General features: G+C 60.8%; 17 protein-coding genes. 8 read left to right on the forward strand and 9 right to left on the reverse strand.

What is annotated here, in order from left to right; all coding sequences use genetic code 11:
* Positions 1-235: 235 nt before the first annotated feature.
* The 5 genes from J3D60_RS13575 to cobA all read left to right on the forward strand — a co-directional run bounded on the left by J3D60_RS13575 (position 236) and on the right by cobA (position 5931).
* A complete protein-coding gene (locus J3D60_RS13575) occupies positions 236-1462 on the forward strand; it encodes a CmpA/NrtA family ABC transporter substrate-binding protein (protein ID WP_253491725.1) in 1227 nt (408 codons plus the stop codon).
* A 13-nt stretch (positions 1463-1475) separates the two neighbouring features.
* On the forward strand, positions 1476-2051 hold the full coding sequence (locus J3D60_RS13580; RefSeq protein ID WP_065940675.1) for an ANTAR domain-containing response regulator: 576 nt from the start codon (positions 1476-1478) through the stop codon (positions 2049-2051).
* A 229-nt stretch (positions 2052-2280) separates the two neighbouring features.
* Positions 2281-3492, forward strand: coding sequence for a NarK/NasA family nitrate transporter (locus J3D60_RS13585; RefSeq protein ID WP_027603689.1), 1212 nt, complete (start codon positions 2281-2283; stop codon positions 3490-3492).
* Positions 3492-5162: a bifunctional protein-serine/threonine kinase/phosphatase gene (locus J3D60_RS13590; protein WP_253491727.1), complete on the forward strand. Its 1671-nt coding sequence runs from the start codon at positions 3492-3494 to the stop codon at positions 5160-5162. The genes J3D60_RS13585 and J3D60_RS13590 overlap by 1 nt, the downstream gene beginning before the upstream one ends.
* Before the next feature lie 25 nt (positions 5163-5187).
* On the forward strand, positions 5188-5931 hold the full coding sequence (gene cobA, locus J3D60_RS13595; protein WP_253491728.1) for a uroporphyrinogen-III C-methyltransferase: 744 nt from the start codon (positions 5188-5190) through the stop codon (positions 5929-5931).
* 59 nt (positions 5932-5990) lie between these two features.
* Here the strand turns inward: cobA and J3D60_RS13600 are convergent, their stop codons facing one another.
* The 8 genes from J3D60_RS13600 to ppsA form a co-directional block, all read right to left on the reverse strand.
* Positions 5991-6971: an OmpA family protein gene (locus J3D60_RS13600; RefSeq protein ID WP_115488471.1), complete on the reverse strand. Its 981-nt coding sequence runs from the start codon at positions 6969-6971 to the stop codon at positions 5991-5993.
* A gap of 107 nt (positions 6972-7078) precedes the next feature.
* Positions 7079-7669: an RNA polymerase sigma factor SigX gene (gene sigX / locus J3D60_RS13605; RefSeq protein ID WP_003175518.1), complete on the reverse strand. Its 591-nt coding sequence runs from the start codon at positions 7667-7669 to the stop codon at positions 7079-7081.
* Between the two features lie 87 nt (positions 7670-7756).
* Positions 7757-8581 carry a mechanosensitive ion channel domain-containing protein gene (locus J3D60_RS13610; RefSeq protein ID WP_003175519.1) on the reverse strand — a complete coding sequence of 275 codons (825 nt, stop codon included), beginning with the start codon at positions 8579-8581 and terminating at the stop codon, positions 7757-7759.
* A 2-nt stretch (positions 8582-8583) separates the two neighbouring features.
* The gene (locus tag J3D60_RS13615; RefSeq protein ID WP_015885347.1) at positions 8584-8829 is read right to left on the reverse strand and encodes a hypothetical protein; all 246 of its coding nucleotides are present in this window, start codon (positions 8827-8829) and stop codon (positions 8584-8586) included.
* Between the two features lie 86 nt (positions 8830-8915).
* On the reverse strand, positions 8916-9911 hold the full coding sequence (locus J3D60_RS13620) for a zinc transporter ZntB (RefSeq protein WP_253491730.1): 996 nt from the start codon (positions 9909-9911) through the stop codon (positions 8916-8918).
* Positions 9912-9936: 25 nt separating this feature from the next.
* Complete coding sequence (rraA, locus tag J3D60_RS13625) at positions 9937-10428, reverse strand: ribonuclease E activity regulator RraA (protein WP_027603684.1); 492 nt, start codon at positions 10426-10428, stop codon at positions 9937-9939.
* A gap of 188 nt (positions 10429-10616) precedes the next feature.
* Positions 10617-11606 carry an alpha/beta fold hydrolase gene (locus tag J3D60_RS13630; RefSeq protein ID WP_065940679.1) on the reverse strand — a complete coding sequence of 330 codons (990 nt, stop codon included), beginning with the start codon at positions 11604-11606 and terminating at the stop codon, positions 10617-10619.
* Between the two features lie 104 nt (positions 11607-11710).
* The gene (gene ppsA / locus J3D60_RS13635) at positions 11711-14086 is read right to left on the reverse strand and encodes a phosphoenolpyruvate synthase (protein ID WP_027603682.1); all 2376 of its coding nucleotides are present in this window, start codon (positions 14084-14086) and stop codon (positions 11711-11713) included.
* Positions 14087-14263: 177 nt separating this feature from the next.
* Between ppsA and J3D60_RS13640 the strand changes: the two genes are divergently transcribed.
* Positions 14264-15082 (forward strand): pyruvate, water dikinase regulatory protein, encoded by an 819-nt coding sequence (locus J3D60_RS13640; RefSeq protein ID WP_253491732.1) that lies wholly within the window; start codon positions 14264-14266, stop codon positions 15080-15082.
* Between the two features lie 75 nt (positions 15083-15157).
* Here the strand turns inward: J3D60_RS13640 and J3D60_RS13645 are convergent, their stop codons facing one another.
* On the reverse strand, positions 15158-16582 hold the full coding sequence (locus J3D60_RS13645; RefSeq protein WP_092486799.1) for a PLP-dependent aminotransferase family protein: 1425 nt from the start codon (positions 16580-16582) through the stop codon (positions 15158-15160).
* Between the two features lie 160 nt (positions 16583-16742).
* On the opposite strand from J3D60_RS13645, the gene J3D60_RS13650 reads away from it, so the two are divergent.
* Positions 16743-17636: a DMT family transporter gene (locus J3D60_RS13650; RefSeq protein ID WP_161985727.1), complete on the forward strand. Its 894-nt coding sequence runs from the start codon at positions 16743-16745 to the stop codon at positions 17634-17636.
* Positions 17637-17659: 23 nt separating this feature from the next.
* Positions 17660-19522: a molybdopterin-synthase adenylyltransferase MoeB gene (gene moeB, locus J3D60_RS13655; RefSeq protein WP_253491735.1), complete on the forward strand. Its 1863-nt coding sequence runs from the start codon at positions 17660-17662 to the stop codon at positions 19520-19522.
* The last annotated feature ends 1 nt before the right edge of the window (position 19523 follow it).

The raw sequence follows: 19523 nt of genomic DNA on the forward strand, positions 1-19523 counted from the left end.
GCAGCCTGGCAGTAAGAAGCGGCCATACTGAGAGGCCGCCCAATTTCAATCTTGATGAAAAGTTGACGGCTGGCGGTGCCCATCGGCCCGTGGCATGTGCCTTGCTATGGACTCTGTATCAGAGCGCGCACCAACGGCGGAGCGGGCTTACGGACAAAGGCGTCGTTACCCGCAATGGCCTTGCATCGCCATCTGAGGGAACGACGCTTTTTTGTGAAAGAAAAGGTAGGTGTTGATGAACGATTCGGTTGGCAACAGCCCGACGAACGACCCACTGGCCTGGGTCAACGGCAGTGACGCCCCGGAAAAGAGCAGCCTTGACCTGGGCTTCATGGCCTTGAGCGATTGCGCATCCCTGGTGGTGGCAGCGACCCAGGGCTTCGCCCAGCCGTATGGCTTGACCCTCAACCTCAAGCGCCAATCTTCATGGGCCAACCTGCGGGACAAACTGGTCAGCGGCGAGTTGGACGCCGCCCACAGCCTGTACGGGTTGGTGTACGCAGTGCACTTGGGCATCGGCGGTGTCGCGCCCACCGACATGGCAGTCTTGATGGGGCTGAACCAGAACGGCCAAAGCATCAACCTGTCCCGCAGCCTGCAACAGCAGGGCGTGGTCACTCCTGAGGCGCTGGACCGCCACGTGCACCAAAGCCGAACAAAACTGACTTTCGCCCAGACCTTTCCCACGGGCACTCACGCCATGTGGTTGTACTACTGGCTGGCGAGCCAAGGCATTCATCCACTGCAGGATGTGGACAGCGTCGTGGTACCGCCCCCGCAAATGCTCGCGCACCTGCAGGCCGGGCGTATCGATGGCTTTTGCGTCGGCGAGCCCTGGTGCGCCAGTGCCGTCAAGCAACACCAGGGCTTTACCCTGGCGACCAGCCAGGCGATCTGGCCGAACCATCCGGAAAAGGTGCTCGGCTGCACCCAGGCGTTTGTCGACCAGTACCCCAACACCGCCCGCGTGTTGGTGATGGCGATCCTGGAGGCCAGCCGCTTTATCGAGCAAAACACCGAAAACCGCCGCTCCACCGCACAATTGCTCAGCGGCCGCGAGTACCTCGATGCCCCGCTCGACTGCATCGAACCCCGCTTGCTGGGCACCTATGACGACGGCCTGGGCAACCAGTGGCAGGACCCGCACGCCCTGCGTTTTTTTGCCGATGGCGAGGTCAACCTGCCCTACCTCTGCGATGGCATGTGGTTCATGACCCAGTTCCGCCGCTGGGGCCTGCTGCGCGAAGACCCTGACTACCTCGGCGTTGCGCGCCAAGTGCAACAGCTGGCGCTGTATCGCCAAGCCGCCGAGGCACTGGGCCTCAGCGACAACGGCGAGGACATGCGCAGCAGCCAACTGATCGACGGTAAGATCTGGGACGGCTCGGACCCCGCCGGCTACGCACGCAGCTTCCGCCTGCATGCCATGGTCGACCCTACCAGCCGCCAAGCCTTGCGCTGACAGGAGGATTTCCATGCTGCGAATCCTGTTGATCAATGACACGCCGCGCAAAGTCGGCCGCCTGAGGGCAGCACTGATCGAGGCTGGTTTTGAAGTGATCGATGAGTCCGGCCTGACCATCGACCTGCCTGCGCGCGTCGAAACGGTGCGCCCGGACGTCATCCTGATCGATACCGAGTCACCGGGCCGCGATGTGATGGAGCAAGTGGTGCTGGTCAGCCGCGACCAGCCCCGGCCCATCGTGATGTTTACCGACGAGCACGACCCCGACGTGATGCGCCAGGCCATCAAGTCCGGGGTCAGCGCCTATATCGTCGAAGGCATTCAGGCGCAGCGCCTGCAACCGATCCTCGACGTGGCCATGGCTCGCTTCGAGAGCGACCAGGCCTTGCGCGCCCAGCTCCAGGCCCGTGACCAGCAGCTGGCCGAGCGCAAGCGCATCGAGTTGGCCAAGGGCATGCTGATGAAAATGAAGGCCTGCAATGAGGAAGAGGCCTACACCCTGATGCGCCGCCAGGCCATGAGCCGCCAGCAGAAACTGATCCAGGTGGCGGAGCAGATCATCGCCATGAGTGAACTGCTCGGCTGAGCACCCTACGGCCAGCAGGTTGGCGCAGGACTTGCTAAGTAATCATCACAGGTAACCAACGGCGGTTGCCCCTTCACGACAAAGACGTCGCACACCCGGTTTGCCCTCGCGAACCCGGTGGCGGCGTTTTTTTGTTTTGGCCCCGGTAGCACGGGGCCGGTGGGGCGGCCTCAGCCGGCGGCTCCATCACCAGGCCTTTTTATAAGACTCCCAACCGTTGAGGTGCGTGATGAAATCAAGCTTCTGGAAATCCGGGCACACCCCGACCCTGTTTGCCGCGTTCCTGTATTTCGACCTGAGTTTCATGGTCTGGTATTTGTTGGGCCCGCTGGCGGTGCAGATTGCCGCCGACCTGCACCTGACCACCCAACAACGCGGCCTCATGGTGGCGACGCCGATCCTGGCCGGCGCGGTGCTGCGCTTCCTGATGGGCATGCTGGCGGACAAGCTGTCGCCCAAGACCGCCGGGCTGATTGGCCAGGTGATTGTGATCGTCGCATTGTTCAGCGCCTGGAAACTGGGGATTCACAGCTACGAACAAGCCTTGTTGCTGGGGCTGTTCCTCGGCATGGCCGGCGCATCCTTTGCGGTGGCACTGCCGCTGGCGTCCCAATGGTACCCGGCCGAACACCAGGGCAAGGCCATGGGCATCGCCGGTGCCGGTAACTCGGGCACGGTGTTCGCGGCGTTGCTGGCCCCGGTGCTGGCGGCGGCGTTTGGCTGGAGCAATGTGTTCGGCTTTGCGCTGATTCCGCTGATCCTGACGCTGATCGTCTTCGCCTGGCTGGCACGCAACGCGCCCGAGCGGCCGAAAGCCAAGTCCATGGCCGATTATTTCAAGGCCCTGGGCGACCGCGACAGCTGGTGGTTCATGTTTTTCTACAGCGTGACATTCGGCGGTTTTATCGGCCTGGCCAGCGCCCTGCCCGGCTATTTCAACGACCAATACGGCCTGAGCCCCATGACTGCCGGCTACTACACCGCCGCCTGCGTGTTCGGTGGCAGCCTGATGCGCCCACTGGGCGGCGCCCTGGCCGACCGTTTCGGCGGAATCCGCACCTTGCTCGGCATGTACAGCGTCGCGGCGATCTGCATTGCGGCAGTGGGTTTCAACCTGCCCAGTTCCTACGCGGCACTGGCCCTCTTCGTCTGCACCATGCTCGGCCTGGGTGCGGGCAATGGCGCGGTGTTCCAGTTGGTGCCACAGCGTTTCCGGCGTGAGATCGGTGTGATGACCGGCTTGATCGGCATGGCCGGCGGCATCGGCGGTTTCGCCCTGGCCGCGGGCATGGGCGCGATCAAGCAGAGCACCGGCAGCTATCAACTGGCCTTGTGGCTGTTCGCCAGTTTGGGCGTACTGGCCTGGTTCGGCCTGCATGGCGTCAAGCGTCGCTGGAGAACCACCTGGGGTTCGGCCGCAGTGACCGCTGCACGCGTCTGATGAGCCTGCAACTGAGCGTCGCCCAGGCCAGCGCCATCGGCCCACGGGCGGAAAACCAGGATGCGCTGCGGGTCGTCACCCCCGCAGCGGAACTGGCGGCGAGCAAAGGTTACCTGTGCGCCATGGCCGACGGTGTGAGCCAGTGCGCCGACGGCGGCCTGGCCGCACGCTCGACTTTGCAAGCCCTGGCCCTGGATTACTACGCCACGCCGCAAACCTGGGGTGTGGCACAGGCATTGGAGCGTTTGCTGCTGGCGCAAAACCGCTGGTTGCAGGCCAACGGCGGCGGCCAGCCGTTGCTGACCACCCTCAGTGCCCTGGTCTTTCGCGGCCAGCGTTTCACCCTGGCCCATGTCGGTGATTGCCGGGCGTATCGCTGGCTGGACGGTGAGTTGCAGCGCATCAGCGAAGACCATGTGTGGGAACAGCCGGGCATGCAGCACGTACTCAAGCGTGCCCTTGGTCTGGATCAGCACCTGGTGCTGGATTTTCTCGACGGCCAATTGCGTGAAGGTGAGTGCTTCCTTCTGCTCAGCGACGGCGTCTGGGCCACCCTGGGCGATCACAGCATCAGCGCGATCCTGCGCGAACAAATCGACCTGGACCTGGCGGTCACCACGCTGGTCAATGCCGCACACCTGGCGGGCAGCCAGGACAATGCCAGCGCCTTACTGGTGCGCGTCGACACACTCGGCGCCGCCACCCTCGGCGACGCCCTGGTGCAATTGCAGCAATGGCCCTTGCCACCGCTGCTGAAATCCGGGCAACGCTTTGAAGGCTGGCAGGTAGACAGCGTACTGGCGCAAAGCAGGCAGTCATTGCTGTACCGGGTGCGCGATGCCCAACAGCAACCCTGGCTGCTGAAAACCTTGCCACTGAGCCGCGACGACGACAGCAACGCCGGCCAGGCATTACTGTCGGAAGAATGGTTTTTGCGACGGGTAGCCGGGCGTGCCTTTCCTGAGGTGCACGCCGCCAGCGGGCGCCAGCACTTGTACTACGTCATGCGTGAATACCCGGGGCAGACCCTGGCCGAGCTGTTCCAGCACCAGGGCCCATTGCCCCTGGCGCAATGGCAGTCCGTCGCCGAGCGTTTGCTGCGCGCAGTCGGCATGCTGCATCGACGGCAGATCCTGCACCGCGACATCAAGCCGGAAAACCTGCTGCTGGGGGATGACGGTGAATTGCGCGTGCTGGATTTCGGCCTGGCCTACTGCCCCGGTCTTTCCGAGGACCGTGCCCACGCACTGCCCGGCACCCCGAGCTTTATCGCGCCCGAAGCGTTCAATGGCGACCGTCCGACAGCCCAGCAGGATTTGTACAGCATAGGCGTCACCTTGTATTACCTGTTGACCGGGCATTACCCCTACGGGGAAATTGAAGCCTTCCAACGGCCTCGATTTGCCCAGGCTGTCAGCGCCAGCCGCTATCGCCCGGACCTCCCCGATTGGCTCCCCCTGAGCCTGGAGCGGGCCGTGGCTGCCCAGCCGGCGCATCGCTATGAAACCGCCGAGGAATGGCTGCTGGTGCTGGAACAGGCGGACCGCCATGAACTGAGCATCCGCCCCAGGCCCCTGCTGGAGCGCGAACCGTTGAAGGTCTGGCGCACCTTGGGCCTGGTCTCGATGCTGATCAATCTGATTCTTCTGTATTCACTCTTTCACAACTGACGTCAGCTCTAGACGAGGAAAACCCATGAACGCAAAAGTCTGGCTGGTGGGCGCGGGCCCTGGCGATCCGGAGCTGTTGACCCTCAAGGCTGTACGGGCCCTGCACGAAGCCGATGTGGTACTGATCGATGACTTGGTCAACCCCGCAGTGCTGGAGCACTGCGCCGAAGCGCGGGTGATCACGGTCGGCAAACGCGGCGGCTGCCGCTCGACCCCGCAGGACTTTATCCACCGCCTGATGCTGCGTTACGCCCGCCAAGGCAAGTGCGTAGTGCGGCTGAAAGGGGGTGACCCGTGCATTTTCGGGCGAGGTGGCGAAGAAGCCGTGTGGCTGCGCGAACGCGGCGTCGAGGTAGAGTTGGTCAACGGGATCACCGCCGGGCTGGCGGGGGCAACGAATTGCGCGATTCCACTGACGCTGCGTGGCGTCAGCCGTGGTGTGACCCTGGTCACGGCCCATACCCAGGACGACAGCAGCCTTAATTGGCGCGCGTTGGCCGAGGGCGGGACGACATTGGTGGTGTATATGGGAGTGGCCAAGCTGGAGGAGATTCGCCAGCAATTGCTCGAAGGCGGGATGGCGACAGATATGCCGGTGGCAATGATCGAAAACGCCTCATTGCCCCAACAGCGCGAATGCCGCAGTGAGCTGTCGCGGATGCATGAAGACGCACAGGCATTTGCCTTGAAGAGCCCGGCGATTCTGGTGATCGGCCATGTTGCGGCCGCCGAGCAGACGGCTTATGTCGCTGCCGCAGTCAGCGCCTGAGGCAAATTCCAGGCGAAAAAAAACCCGGCCGAAGCCGGGTTTTTTCTACATCTCAGTAATTACTGAGCGGTAGCTTCAACCGACGCTTCTACGCGACGGTTAACAGCACGACCAGCTTCAGTTGCGTTGTCAGCAACTGGGCGGGATTCGCCGTAACCTACTGCGGTGATGCGGCTAGGAGCCACGCCGTCTTTAACCAGGACTTGCTTAACAGCGTCAGCACGACGCTGGGACAGCTTCTGGTTGTAGGCATCTGGACCTACGGAGTCAGTGTGACCAGCAACTTCTACGTTGGTAGCTGGGTACTGAGCCATGAAGTCGGCCAGGTTTTTCACGTCGCCGTAGCTGTTAGGCTTAACAACGGACTTGTCGAAGTCGAACTTGACGTCCAGCTCAACACGAACAACCTGAGCAACTGGAGCTTCTGGCTCTGGAGTTGGCTCTGGAGCTGGTGCTGGGGTAGGAGCTGGAGCAGCTGCGCCAGCGTTACCGCCGAAGTTCACGCCCAGGCCAACCAGTGCGGAGTAGTCCCACTTGCCGTTGTCCAGACCGTAGTCAGCTTCAACACCGGCACGAGCGTACAGGTTGTTGGTGAAGTAGTACTTCACGCCGGTACCAACGGTAGCGAAGGTAGTCTGGTCGCGACCGCTGTGGCCGTCAGCCTGGACGTTGGTACGGCTCTGGTGACCGAAGCCGCCTTCTACGTATGGACGCAGGCTGTCTACGCCAGCTTGACCGAAGTGATACTGGGCAACCAGGCTGCCGGTATCGCCTTTGATCTTCTGGTTACCAGTACCGTCGTTCGAACGGGTGTGGTTGGTCTTGTCGTAGGACAGGTTCAAGGACAGGTCGTCGGTCAGGAAGTAACCGATGCGAGCGCCAGGATTGAAGCCGTCTTCGATGTGCTTGACGCTATCGTTGTACTGCTTCTTGTAGAACAGCTCGCCTTCAACTGCGCCTTGGCCTTGTGCCAGAACGCCGAAAGAAGTAGCGGCAATAAGAGAACCAATGGCCAAGCCCAAGGTGTTTTTCAGTTTCATCCGTTAAATCCCCATCTGGTGATTGTAAAGCAGTCCCACAAACCGGGGGACAACTCGGCGACAAGTCTAACAGAACTTGCCTACACGTAAGAGATATTTGCCACGCACTAAGTTTCAGTCTCGCCCGCAAATTTCTCACGTAATTTATCTAGAGCACGCTTGTAACGCATTTTTGTAGCACTCAAACCCATGTGCATGATGTCAGCGATTTCCTGGAACTCCAGCTCTGCGACAAATCGTAGCACCAGAATTTCCCGGTCAATCGGGTTCACATACACCAGCCAGCGATCAAGTCCGCCCTTCTCCTCGGGTGCCGGCGCCTTTTCTTCAGACGCCTCCTCAAGGGGGTCCAGACTCAAGGCGTCCATCAAGCGACGCTTTCGCCGTTCCTTCCGATACTGCGTGATGCACTCGTTGTAGGTGATGCTGTACAGCCACGTCTTGAACTTCGATTTGCCCTCGAAGTTCTTCAGGCCGTACAGCACCTTGAGCATCACTTCCTGACAGACATCATCCGCATCTCTATCGTTCCCTAAATACCTTGAACAAACGTTGAACAGAGTGCGTTGATATCTGCGCATCAATTCTTCATACGCGCGAGTTACGTGAAACAGCTCCGTGTGCGCGCGCGCGACCAACTCCTCATCAGAGAGCTCACGGGGGTCATAGCGCGTGGACAGCGTTTGGGCTTTATTCAAAACAAGTCGTGCCGACAGTCAGGTCAATGTCCGCTACAGCCCGGTCAGCCGGGCTTGCGGCGGCGTACATTAGCAGGGTTTACCGGGTTAGCGGCTACTGACCTGCTGCTCGAGGAGAATCCGATTGGACAGCGACACCAGGTCGCCGTCATCGGTCAGCACCGTCGTCTTGACTGTGCCGATCTCCTCGATTTGCCCTTCGACCTCGCCCACACGCACCTGTTGCCCAACCTGATACAACTCACGCACATAGATTCCCGCGAGAATCTGGCCGGCAATTTCCCGGCTTCCCAAGCCCATGGCCAGCGCAACGGCCAGACCAACGGTAATCAAAACGATGACGATCACGTGGTTGAGCAGGTCAGTCTTGACCTCCAACTGGCTGATCGCGACCGAAATACTGATGATGATCACCAACCCCTGGGCGATACGCCCCAGGCCAGCGGCATAATCCAACCCCACCCCTTCAGCGGCGCCGCGCACCAGCCCGTTGGCCAGTTGAGCAAGCAAAACGCCTACGAGAAGCACCAGCGCGCCGCCGAAAACCTTCGGCAAATACAGCGCCAGCATGTCGAGCGTAGCTGAAACTCGCTCAAGTCCAAGGGATTGAGCCGCAGAAACCAGAAAAATCAGCAAAACAAACCAATAGACGATCTTGCCGATCAACGTGGAGATCGGCACCTGCAACCCGGCGCGGCCCAGCAGCTTGGTCAGGCCAGTGCCGGCCATCAGGCGGTCAAGGCCCAGTTTCGCGAGCAATTTGGACAGCAGGGTGTCGAGCAGCTTGGCCACGACAAAGCCCAGCAGCACCAGGACCAGGGCACCAAACAGGTTGGGAATGAAATTCGCCACCTTGGTCCACAATGCGGTCATCGCGGTGACCAGGCTCTGGGTCCAGAGATCAAGTTCCATATTCAATCAGCCTTATCAGCAGTGCGAGCAAGAGGTTTACGACGGGAAACCGGCGACACGTGGGCCGAACCGTTGTTCAGGGCCATCATCAACGCCGGCATCCAGCGGCCGAGCAGACCGAACAGGTCACCCGCGCCCACCTGACGGTTAGCGGTTTTCAATACGCGGCCCAGGCAGGCATCGTCGTCACGGTTGGACGGCGAGGCATTGAGCATGTCACGCAAAGACTGTTCGAACGGATCGTGCATAAAGACCTCTCGCAAGTGTTTTAAAAGACGAGGGTAAAATTCCTGGGGTCACATAGGCCCCTTCCTACGTTCAGGTCATATTCAGCTCAAACCCAGCGCAATCGTCGAAACAACCACCATTGTCCGAGCGCCACCGATACCATCAACAGGCATGCAATCACGAATCCGTAGGGGCTGGCGGAGAACGGTATACCCCCCACATTTATACCCAGCAAACCGGTCAGGAAACTCATCGGCAGGAAGATTCCCGTGATGATCCCGAAGCGGTACATGGTGCGGTTCATGCGTACGCTCAAGCGCCGGTCTTCGGCCTCAAGCACAAGCCCCACGCGCTCCCGGGTCAATTCGAGCTCTTCCAGGTAGCGGGTCAGGCTGTTGTTCAATTCGTTCCAATAGTCGGCATCGTCGTCACAGAACCACGGCAATTTTATCCGCGTGAGCTGGGCAAAAATATCCCGCTGCGGCGACAGGAAACGCTTGAGCCCGGCCGCTCGGCGACGGATCTGCAAAACACTGCCATGTTCAGGTGTATACCGTTCGTCGGTATCAAGTTTTTCTTCCTCCGTATCGACGATTTCCGACAAATCCGTGACCAGATCCTGGACCTTGTTGGTCAGGTACTGCGCCATATAAAGGATGAGCTCCGAAGCGGTTTTCGGCCCCTTGCCATCCGCCAACTGCACCAGCAGTTCATCGGTGGCGCGCAACGGGCGCAGACGCAGGGAGATCACGCGGCTGGCGGCAGCGAAGATACGTACCGATACCATGTCTTCCGGCTCGGCCCCCGGGTTGAGGTTGACCCCGCGCAGGAACAGCAGCAACTCGGCATCCGGCAGCGGCAACAGGCGTGGGCGGGTGTTCTCCTCCAGCAGCAGGTCACAGGCGAATTCGCTCAAGCCACTGGATTTGCGCAGCCAGGTCTGGGTCTGGGGATGGCTGCGATCCCAGTGCAGCCACAGGCTTTCCTGGGGCTGCAGTTGCAAGTCGTCGAGCTCAGTCCGGGCAATCGAACGCGCACCGCCTTTACCGTCCAGCACCAGGGCATGCACCAGCCCCCACTGCGCGTTTTCTTCCTCGAACATCCTCACCCCTGTCGGTTATTGCGGTTTATTCAGGCATCTGCAGCGGGCTTGGCGAGACGATCACGCCATTATTGTCGGCATAGATGTACTCACCCGGGCGGAACGTCACACCCGCGAATGTCACCACGACGTTCAGGTCGCCGATGCCGCGCTTATCGGTTTTCATCGGATGACTGGCCAGCGCCTGTACCCCAAGGTCGGTCTGGGCGATCACATCGACGTCACGGATGCAGCCATAGATCACCAACCCTTCCCAACCGTTTTTCGCGGCTTTCTCGGCGATCATGTCGCCCAGCAGCGCGCGCCGCAGGGAACCACCACCGTCGACCACCAGCACCTTGCCGGCGCCCGGCTGATCGGCCTGCTCCTTGACGAGGGAGTTATCTTCGAAACATTTGATGGTGACAATCTCGCCGCCAAAGGAGTCTCGGCCGCCGAAGTTGCTGAACATCGGCTCGACTACCTGCACCAGGTCCGGGTAGGCGTCGCACAGGTCGGGGGTCACGTAATGGTTCATTGAAAAATTCCTTTCCGTCAAAGAAGTGTCTTTCGAAAGAAGCACCAGCCGGAGCCGGTGCGCAACATCCCATCCGCTTCGTCGTAACGCAATAACCACTGCGCGACTGAATATGACCAGAAGCGTTTAACGCGTCATATATTAGCCGCAACCACACACGAGCGAAACGCCCTTGGCAGAGCCCTGGGTCAAACTACGACCAATGCCTCGGGCTTGGCACCCAATAAAGGTGTCAGCGGATCGTTCAACCATTGCTCAACCAGCGGCCAGACCTCGGCCTGGGCGGCTTTGCTGACGAGCATTTCCACATGCCCGAAATCACCGCTGAACCCTTGCTGGCGCCCCAGGCACAGGTATTGGCGGTGCTCGGAGCCGATCTGCTCGAACAGCTTACGGCACGCCCAGTCCGGATCCTGCTGGTCGCCCGCCGCGCTGACGGCCAGCAGCGGCACATCGACGTCCGCCAGGCCTTTCCACCAATCGCGCTTACCCTCGCCAAAGCGGCCGAACAGGCCATTCCAGCGCATGGCTTCGATCAGCACGCCGGCCGGTTCGTCCTCCGGGCCCCGCTTGAGCCGCGAGCCGGACACTGCGCCGAAGCGCTTCAACAGCAGACGGCCGGTCCACTCCACTGGAGGAAGTTTCAATGGCCAGTGGCTGCGACTGACCTGACAGCCAAACAGTGCCACCGAGGCCACTGCCGGCGCACCCAAGTGCTGCCCACCCAGGGCCGCCGCCAGGGTTGTAGCGCCGAGAGAATGACCTATCCAATGGGGAATCTGCGCACTTTGCTCACGCACAAAGGCGCCAATGGCCGGCAGATCGTAACGCGCGTAGTCGGCGACGCGGTTGCGGGCGTAGTCCTGGTTGCGCCGGGACAGCCCATGACCGCGCATTTCCGGGATCCACACATCGAACCCCTGGCGTGCCAGGTAGGCGCCCAGGCCGATCCCCTTCGGCGAATACCAGAAACGCCGGTTGGAAAAACTGCCGTGCAACAAAATAACCGGTATGCCCCGGTTTTCCGGGACATCGGCCAGGCCCAAACGGGTCACAGCCAGCTCGACGGTACCGTCGGGGCTGTTACCGGGCTTGAGGCGATACACGTCTTCACTCAGGTCGCCACGACGCTCAGCGCTGATCAGGGCGACAGGAAACAGGTTGCTGCTGCTTTGCATAATGCTCTTGCACAAAAAAGGGCGACGTCCGCAAGGATTCCGCCCTGTACAGATAAGAATGCCGGTCACCCTGACGGGGGACCGGCACTTTTGACATGGCGACCTCAGGCGGACGCTTGGCCTTCCGCCAGGAAGAACCAGGTTTCCAGCACGGAGTCAGGGTTCAGCGAGACGCTTTCGATACCCTGCTCCATCAGCCATTTGGCCAGGTCCGGGTGATCGGAAGGGCCCTGGCCGCAGATACCGATGTACTTGCCGGCCTTGTTGCACGCCTGGATGGCGTTGGCCAGCAGCTTCTTGACCGCAGGGTTACGCTCGTCGAACAGGTGGGCGATGATCCCGGAATCGCGGTCCAGGCCCAGGGTGAGCTGGGTCAGGTCGTTGGAACCGATGGAGAAGCCGTCGAAGAACTCCAGGAACTCTTCGGCGAGGATGGCGTTGGACGGCAGTTCGCACATCATGATCACGCGCAGGCCGTTTTCGCCGCGGGACAGGCCATTTTCGGCCAGCAGGTCGACGACCTGGCTCGCTTCGCCCAGGGTACGGACGAACGGCACCATGATCTCGACGTTGGTCAGGCCCATCTCGTTGCGCACACGCTTGAGGGCGCGGCATTCAAGCTCGAAGCAGTCACGGAACGCTTCGCTGATGTAACGCGAGGCGCCACGGAAGCCCAGCATCGGGTTTTCTTCTTCGGGCTCGTAGAGCTTGCCGCCGATCAGGTTGGCGTATTCGTTGGACTTGAAGTCCGACAGGCGCACGATGACTTTTTTCGGGTAGAACGCCGCCGCCAGGGTGCTGATGCCTTCCACCAGCTTCTCGACGTAGAAGCCCACCGGGTCGTCGTAGCCGGCGATGCGCTTGTCCACGCTTTCCTTGATGTCCAGCGGCAGGCCGTCGTAGTTCAACAGGGCCTTGGGGTGCACGCCGATCATGCGGTTGATGATGAACTCCAGGCGGGCCAGGCCCACACCGGCGTTCGGCAACTGCGCGAAGTCGAAGGCACGGTCCGGGTTGCCGACGTTCATCATGATCTTGAACGGCAGGTCGGGCATGGCATCGATGGAGTTTTGCTTGATGTCGAAGCCCAGCTCGCCTTCAAAGATGAAGCCGGTGTCGCCTTCGGCACAGGACACGGTCACGCCCTGGCCGTCCTTGAGCAATTGGGTGGCGTTACCGCAACCGACCACTGCTGGAATCCCCAGTTCGCGGGCGATGATCGCCGCGTGGCAGGTACGCCCGCCACGGTTGGTAACGATGGCGCTGGCACGCTTCATCACCGGTTCCCAGTCCGGGTCGGTCATGTCGGAAACCAATACGTCGCCAGGCTGGACTTTGTCCATCTCGGACACGTCCTTGATGATCCGCACCTTGCCGGCGCCGATGCGCTGGCCGATGGCACGGCCTTCCACCAGCACGGTGCCGGTTTCTTTCAGCAGGTAGCGTTCCATGACGTTGGCCGAGGTACGGCTCTTCACGGTTTCCGGGCGGGCCTGCACGATGTACAGCTTGCCGTCATCACCGTCCTTGGCCCATTCGATGTCCATCGGGCACTGGTAGTGCTTTTCGATGATCATCGCTTGCTTGGCCAACTCGCTGACTTCCGCGTCGCTCAGGCAGAAGCGCGCGCGCTCGGCTTTGTCGACGTCTACGGTTTTCACCGAGCGACCGGCCTTGGCCTCGTCGCCGTAGATCATCTTGATCGCCTTGCTGCCCAGGTTGCGGCGCAGGATGGCCGGGCGGCCGGCTTCAAGGGTGTGCTTGTGCACGTAGAATTCGTCGGGGTTGACCGCGCCTTGTACAACGGTTTCGCCCAGGCCGTAGGCGCCGGTGATAAACACCACGTCACGGAAGCCCGACTCGGTGTCGAGGGTGAACATCACGCCGGCGGTGCCGGTTTCCGAACGCACCATGCGCTGCACGCCAGCGGACAGGGCCACCAGCTTGTGGTCGAAACCCTGGTGCACACGGTAGGAAATGGCGCGGTCGTTGAACAGCGAGGCAAATACTTCCTTGGCGGCACGGATCACGTTTTCCACGCCGCGGATGTTGAGGAAGGTCTCTTGCTGGCCGGCGAAGGAGGCGTCGGGCAGGTCTTCGGCGGTGGCCGAGGAGCGCACGGCGACGGCCATGTCCGGGTTGCCGGCCGACAGGGTGGCGAAGGCGGTGCGGATTTCTTCGTTGAGCTTCTCGGGGAACTCGGCTTCCATGATCCATTGGCGGATCTGGGCACCGGTTTTGGCCAGGGCGTTGACGTCATCGACGTCCAGGGCATCCAGCGCGGCGTGGATCTGAGCGTTGAGGCCGCTCAGTTCGAGGAAATCGCGGTAGGCCTGGGCCGTGGTGGCGAAACCACCCGGCACCGACACACCTGCGCCTGCAAGATTACTGATCATCTCGCCGAGGGATGCGTTCTTGCCCCCTACGTGCTCTACATCATGGACGCCGAGCTTATCGAGGGAAACTACGTACTCTACCAAGGTGATCTCTCCACTAACTGTGTTGGAAAAGCTCAGGACGCCGGCTGCTCGTAGGAGCGATTACCTGCGTTTGTGGCCTGGACCTGGAAAATAAGTGAGAATGCGGCCCACTATGGGACGGCAAAATCGCGCCTATCATATCCAAGATTCGTCATCAGCTTAAGGCCCAGGGCTCAAATGAAACGATCTGCTTTCTTTATCTCCGACGGCACCGGCATTACCGCCGAAACCCTGGGTCAGAGCCTGCTCGCGCAGTTCGAAAACAATACCTTCGCCAAATTCACGCGGCCCTATATCGACAGCGTGGATAAAGCGCGGGCCATGGTACAACAAATCAATCTGGCGGCTGAAAAAGACGGCTTTCGGCCGATCATTTTCGACACCATCGTCAATCAAGACATCCGTGAGATTCTCGCAACGTCGAATGGTTTCATGATCGACATTTTCTCGACGTTCCTGGCGCCGCTGGAGCAGGAGTTGAGCGAACACTCCACCTATTCGGTCGGAAAGTCCCATTCCATTGGGCATAACTCCAATTATATGGAGCGTATCGAGGCGGTGAACTTCGCCCTCGACAACGACGACGGCGCCCGCACTCACTACTACGACAAGGCCGACCTGATCCTGGTCGGCGTGTCGCGCTGCGGCAAAACGCCCACCTGCCTGTACATGGCCATGCAATTCGGCATCCGTGCGGCCAACTACCCGCTGACCGAAGACGACATGGAGCACCTGACGCTGCCCGCCGCGCTGCGCGCCCATTCGCACAAGCTGTTCGGCCTGACCATCGACCCGGACCGTCTCACCGCCATCCGCAACGAGCGCAAGCCCAACAGCCGCTACTCCAGCTATGCCCAGTGCGAATTCGAAGTGCGCGAAGTAGAAAATCTGTTCCGTCGCGAGAACATTGCGCATATCAATTCCACGCATTTTTCGGTGGAAGAGATTTCGGCGAAGATTCTGGTGGAGAAAGGTGTGGAGCGGCGCTTCAAATAATGTCTTGAGACACTGCTTTACCGTGGTGAGCGGGCTTGCCACAACGAGCCTGCTCACAGCATGGACATCCACTCGCTATAGGTGAAACCGCCCTCCCCCTTGCCCCAACGCCGTCGCCAACGCATCAAACCCCGCCCGCAACAACTGATCATCCCCCGAGGTATTGCAGATACTCGCCCGAATGAACTGCGGCACCGCCGTCTGCCCTACGGCAAACGCCTCGGCGGTGGCGATCAGGTAATTATTCTGCTTGAGCTCCGCCTCGATTTCCGACGCGCGCCAGGGCTCCGGCACCTCGATCCAGAAGTGCGGGCTGTTCAGGTGGGTGCGGTACGCCAGGCCCGCCAACAAATCCTGCACCAACGCTTTGCGTCGGCTGATCTCGTTGATCTGTTGGCGCAGCAGGTATTCAGCCGTGCCGTTTTCGATCCACTGCGTCGCCAGTTCCAGGGTCACCGGCGTGGCCATCCAGCAGGTGGAGCGCAAGGCCGCCGAGATACGGCTGACCAGCGCCGGGGGCGCATGCACATAGCCCACACGCAGCCCGGCAGACACGGCCTTGCTCAGGCTGCTGATCAAAATCGTACGTTCGGGGGCGAAATGGCTGAGGGGCGGTGGACGGTCTTCAACCAATACGCCGTGGGCTTCGTCCTCAAGAATCAGCAGATTATGTTCCCGGCACACCTTCACCAAGGCTTCACGGCGCGCCACCGATAACACCGCCGTGGTCGGGTTCTGGATGGTCGGCGTGCAATACAACGCTGAAACCCGGTGATTACGACAGACTTCATCCAGCGCGCTCGGCAGCACGCCTTCTTCGTCCATCTCCAGGCCGATCAGGCGGATACCCAGCATGCGTGCGGCGGTGATCAGCCCCGGGTAAGTCAATTGTTCGGTGACCACCGTATCGCCGGCGCGCAGCAGGGCCATCATCGCGCACAGCAGGCCATGCTGGCCGCCGTTGACGCAGATCACCTGCTCGGGGATCGGATGAAAATCACACTGCACCAGCCACTGCGCCCCCGCATCGCGATAACGCGGCAGGCCGGCATCGGGGGTGTAGGCGCTGATGTCCTGGAGAAACTTGGCGTTGGTCGACAGGGTTTGGAAGCTCTGTGCCAGGAAGGTGGTTTCCTGACCCGGGATATGCATGTTGCGGCTCATGTCGAAGTACTGGCGCGGCTCCTCGCTGAAGTTACGAAAGCCTTCATCACGCTGGCGTTCCATCCCACGCTTGCGGACGAAAGTGCCGTCACCCACTCGCGCTACCACCAACCCCAGACGCTCCAGCTCACCGTAGGCCCGGCTGATGGTGCCGATGGTCACCCCCAGGTTGTCGGAAAGCACCCGATGAGGCGGCAGTTTTCGTCCCGGCTCAATCAAGCCTTCGAGGATGCCCCGTTCCATGACATCGGACAGGCGCTTGTACTTCACGCCCTGCCCGTTGGACAACCCCTCACGCATAATTGACACCATGTCAATATTTGTTTTGACAGCCATCTTTCGCCCTAATAGTGTGCTTTTACGGGTTCAATCGCCGAATTTCATAACTCATTACAAGTTCAATATAGAGTTCAATTCAGGCTCAGGGAAGCAATAAACGATGCCAATGTCCGCCGTTCTCGAAAACACCGCCAAAACCAAAACGCAAAAACAGTGGCTGGCCGGGCTGGTAACCAGCGTGATGTTCCTGATCGTGTGCCTGAGTTGGGGTACCACGTGGCTGGGGATCAAGATCGCCGTGGAGAGTGTGCCGCCGCTGACGTCCGCCGGCCTGCGCTTCCTGATCGCCTTCCCGCTGTTCCTGTGCTTTGCCAAGGTGCGCCGCGAACCGATCCTGTTTCCCCGCGAGAGTCGCTGGTTCTTCGTGTTCGTGACCCTGTCCTACTTCAGCGTGCCCTACTACCTGCTCAACTACGGCGAGATGCATGTGTCATCCGGTCTCACCGCCCTGCTGTTCAGTTGCATGCCGGTATTCATCCTGATTTTCTCCGCGTTGTTCCTGCGCGAGCGCATCTATTTTTCCCAGGTGGTCGGCATCGGTATCGGCTTCGGCAGCCTCTACATGATCATCAGGAGCCAGGGCCTGCACCTGGACCACGCCGAGTTCCTGGGGGTACTGGCGATCCTGGCGGCCGCGATCATGCACGCCTTGTGCTACGTCATCACCAAGCAAAAAGGCAGCGCCATCAGCGTGATCACCTACAACACCCTGCCCATCGGCATTGCCGGGCTGATGCTGTTCGTGGCCGGGTTGTGGTTTGAGACGCCGACCTTCGAAGCCATCACCCTGCGCTCCTGGAGCGCGCTGTTCTACCTGGGGCTGGTAGCCTCGGTGGGTGGGTTCATCGTGTATTTCATGCTGCTCAAGCGCTTGAGCCCGATCATCCTGTCGTTCGTGTTCATCATCTTCCCGGTGTTCGCGGTGATCATCGGCGCCTGGTACGAAGGCGTGGCGATTTCCCGCGACCTGATGCTGTATTCGGCCATCCTGCTGGCCGGCTTTGCGATCACCAAGTTGCCCATTGAAAAACTCCTGGCCAAGAAAAATTGACCCGCCATCAACGCGAGAGAAACATGGACGTCCTCCGCCCAAAAGCCCTGGAACAGATCTACGCCCACGCCAGCCGCAGCTACCCCGAGGAATGCTGCGGCTTTGTCTTCGCCGACGGCAGCGTGTACCTGGGCAGCAACATCCAGAACGAACTGCACCGCAAAAACCCAGAGATGTACCCGCGCAGCGCGGCCAATGGCTACACCTTCTCGGTGGCCGACACCCTGCTGATGAACAAGGCGTTTCGCAGCGACAACCCGGTGGTGGTGATCTACCACTCCCACCCGGATGTCGGCGCCTATTTCAGCGATGAAGACCAGGACAAGGCCCTGTTCATGGGCGAGCCGATCTACCCCGTCAGTTACCTGGTGGTCGACGTTCGCCGGGGCCAGGCCCTGGGTTCAAAACTGTTTGCCTGGGATGGCGAGCATTTCACCCTTAACCCCTTCAACGACCTGCACACGGAGTTGTCCATGAACGCTGTCTCTTTCCCCGACATTCTGGTTCGCGTGGCCAAGCTGCCGGAATCGACCCTCGAGGGCGCCGGATCGACATTGCGCGAAGTCATTGAAAACCTCTGCAGCAGCCACCCGCAGTTGCGCGCCCATCTGTTTCACGAAAAGAACAACCAGCTCAAGGAACACTTTCTGTTCACCGCCGAGGAAGAACTGATCGGCGCCGATGACAGGCTGCCGGAAAAAGCCCGCATCGAAGTGCTGCTCGCCACCTCCGGCGGTATGGACGTCGACAGCCTCAGCAACGAGGAAGTGCAACGTTATGTGCGCCATATCACCCTGCCCGGCGTCGGCCGCGAAGGCCAGTTGAACCTCAAGAAAGCCAAGGTCCTGATCATCGGCACCGGCGGCCTGGGCTCGCCCATCAGCCTGTACCTGGCAGCGGCCGGTGTCGGTACCCTGGGGCTGGTGGATTTCGACGTGGTGGAAAGCAGCAACCTGCAACGCCAGATCGTCCACGGCAACAGCACCCTGGGCATGCCCAAGGTCGAGTCGGCCAAGCAGCGCTTGCAGGACCTCAACCGCCATATCCAGATCAACGCCCACGACACCGCCCTGAACGCCGACAACGCCCTGGAACTGGTAGGCGCCTATGACCTGGTCATCGACGGCACCGACAATTTCGACACCCGCTACCTGGTCAACGACGCCTGCGTGCAACTGGGCAAACCCCTGGTGTACGGCGCCATCTACCGCTTCGACGGGCAGATCAGCGTGCTCAACTACCGAGGCGGGCCGTGCTACCGCTGCCTGTTCCCCAGCGCACCGCCCGCGGAACTGGCGCCCAATTGCAGCGCCGGAGGGGTGATCGGCGTGCTTCCCGGGGTGGTCGGGATGATCCAGGCCACCGAGGCGATAAAACTGTTGATCGGCATTGGCGAGCCCCTGTCCGGCCGCCTGATGCGCTTCGATGCACTGGCGATGAAGTTCAGCGAAATCCGTTTCAAGCGCCGTGCCGACTGCCCGTGCTGCTCCGACCTGCGCCATAGCGAAACCCTGGCGCCAGCCGTCTGTGCGGACGCCGTGCCCAGCCAACCGTCCCTGGCCGAAGAGCGCTACATCAAGCCGCGCGTACTCCAGCAGGTGATCGAACACCCCAGCAGCGCCGACGTGCTGCTGGATGTGCGCGACGCCAGCGAACTGGAGGTGTGCAAATTACCGGGGGTGGTGCATATCCCCCTGGCCGAGCTGGATGGCCAGCTCGGGCGTCTCAGCCGCGACAACACCCATTACCTGATCTGCTACGCCGGCACCCGCGCCGAGCAAGCGGCCAGCACCCTGTTGGCGGCGGGTTTCGCCAACACCAAAGTCCTGCAAGGCGGCATGAAGCACTGGGTTCGCGACGTCGAACCCGACATGCCGTTGTACTGAC

Source organism: Pseudomonas sp. S3E17, assembly GCF_024168685.1.
Lineage (GTDB): Bacteria > Pseudomonadota > Gammaproteobacteria > Pseudomonadales > Pseudomonadaceae > Aquipseudomonas > Aquipseudomonas marginalis.

Coding starts and splice junctions, on each gene's coding strand:
- J3D60_RS13575 (WP_253491725.1), top strand. CDS start 236: ATGAACGATTCGGTTGGCAACAGCCCGACGAACGACCCACTGGCCTGG.
- J3D60_RS13580 (WP_065940675.1), top strand. CDS start 1,476: ATGCTGCGAATCCTGTTGATCAATGACACGCCGCGCAAAGTCGGCCGC.
- J3D60_RS13585 (WP_027603689.1), top strand. CDS start 2,281: ATGAAATCAAGCTTCTGGAAATCCGGGCACACCCCGACCCTGTTTGCC.
- J3D60_RS13590 (WP_253491727.1), top strand. CDS start 3,492: ATGAGCCTGCAACTGAGCGTCGCCCAGGCCAGCGCCATCGGCCCACGG.
- cobA (WP_253491728.1), top strand. CDS start 5,188: ATGAACGCAAAAGTCTGGCTGGTGGGCGCGGGCCCTGGCGATCCGGAG.
- J3D60_RS13600 (WP_115488471.1), bottom strand. CDS start 6,971: ATGAAACTGAAAAACACCTTGGGCTTGGCCATTGGTTCTCTTATTGCC.
- J3D60_RS13610 (WP_003175519.1), bottom strand. CDS start 8,581: ATGGAACTTGATCTCTGGACCCAGAGCCTGGTCACCGCGATGACCGCA.
- J3D60_RS13615 (WP_015885347.1), bottom strand. CDS start 8,829: ATGCACGATCCGTTCGAACAGTCTTTGCGTGACATGCTCAATGCCTCG.
- J3D60_RS13620 (WP_253491730.1), bottom strand. CDS start 9,911: ATGTTCGAGGAAGAAAACGCGCAGTGGGGGCTGGTGCATGCCCTGGTG.
- rraA (WP_027603684.1), bottom strand. CDS start 10,428: ATGAACCATTACGTGACCCCCGACCTGTGCGACGCCTACCCGGACCTG.
- J3D60_RS13630 (WP_065940679.1), bottom strand. CDS start 11,606: ATGCAAAGCAGCAGCAACCTGTTTCCTGTCGCCCTGATCAGCGCTGAG.
- J3D60_RS13640 (WP_253491732.1), top strand. CDS start 14,264: ATGAAACGATCTGCTTTCTTTATCTCCGACGGCACCGGCATTACCGCC.
- J3D60_RS13645 (WP_092486799.1), bottom strand. CDS start 16,582: ATGGCTGTCAAAACAAATATTGACATGGTGTCAATTATGCGTGAGGGG.
- moeB (WP_253491735.1), top strand. CDS start 17,660: ATGGACGTCCTCCGCCCAAAAGCCCTGGAACAGATCTACGCCCACGCC.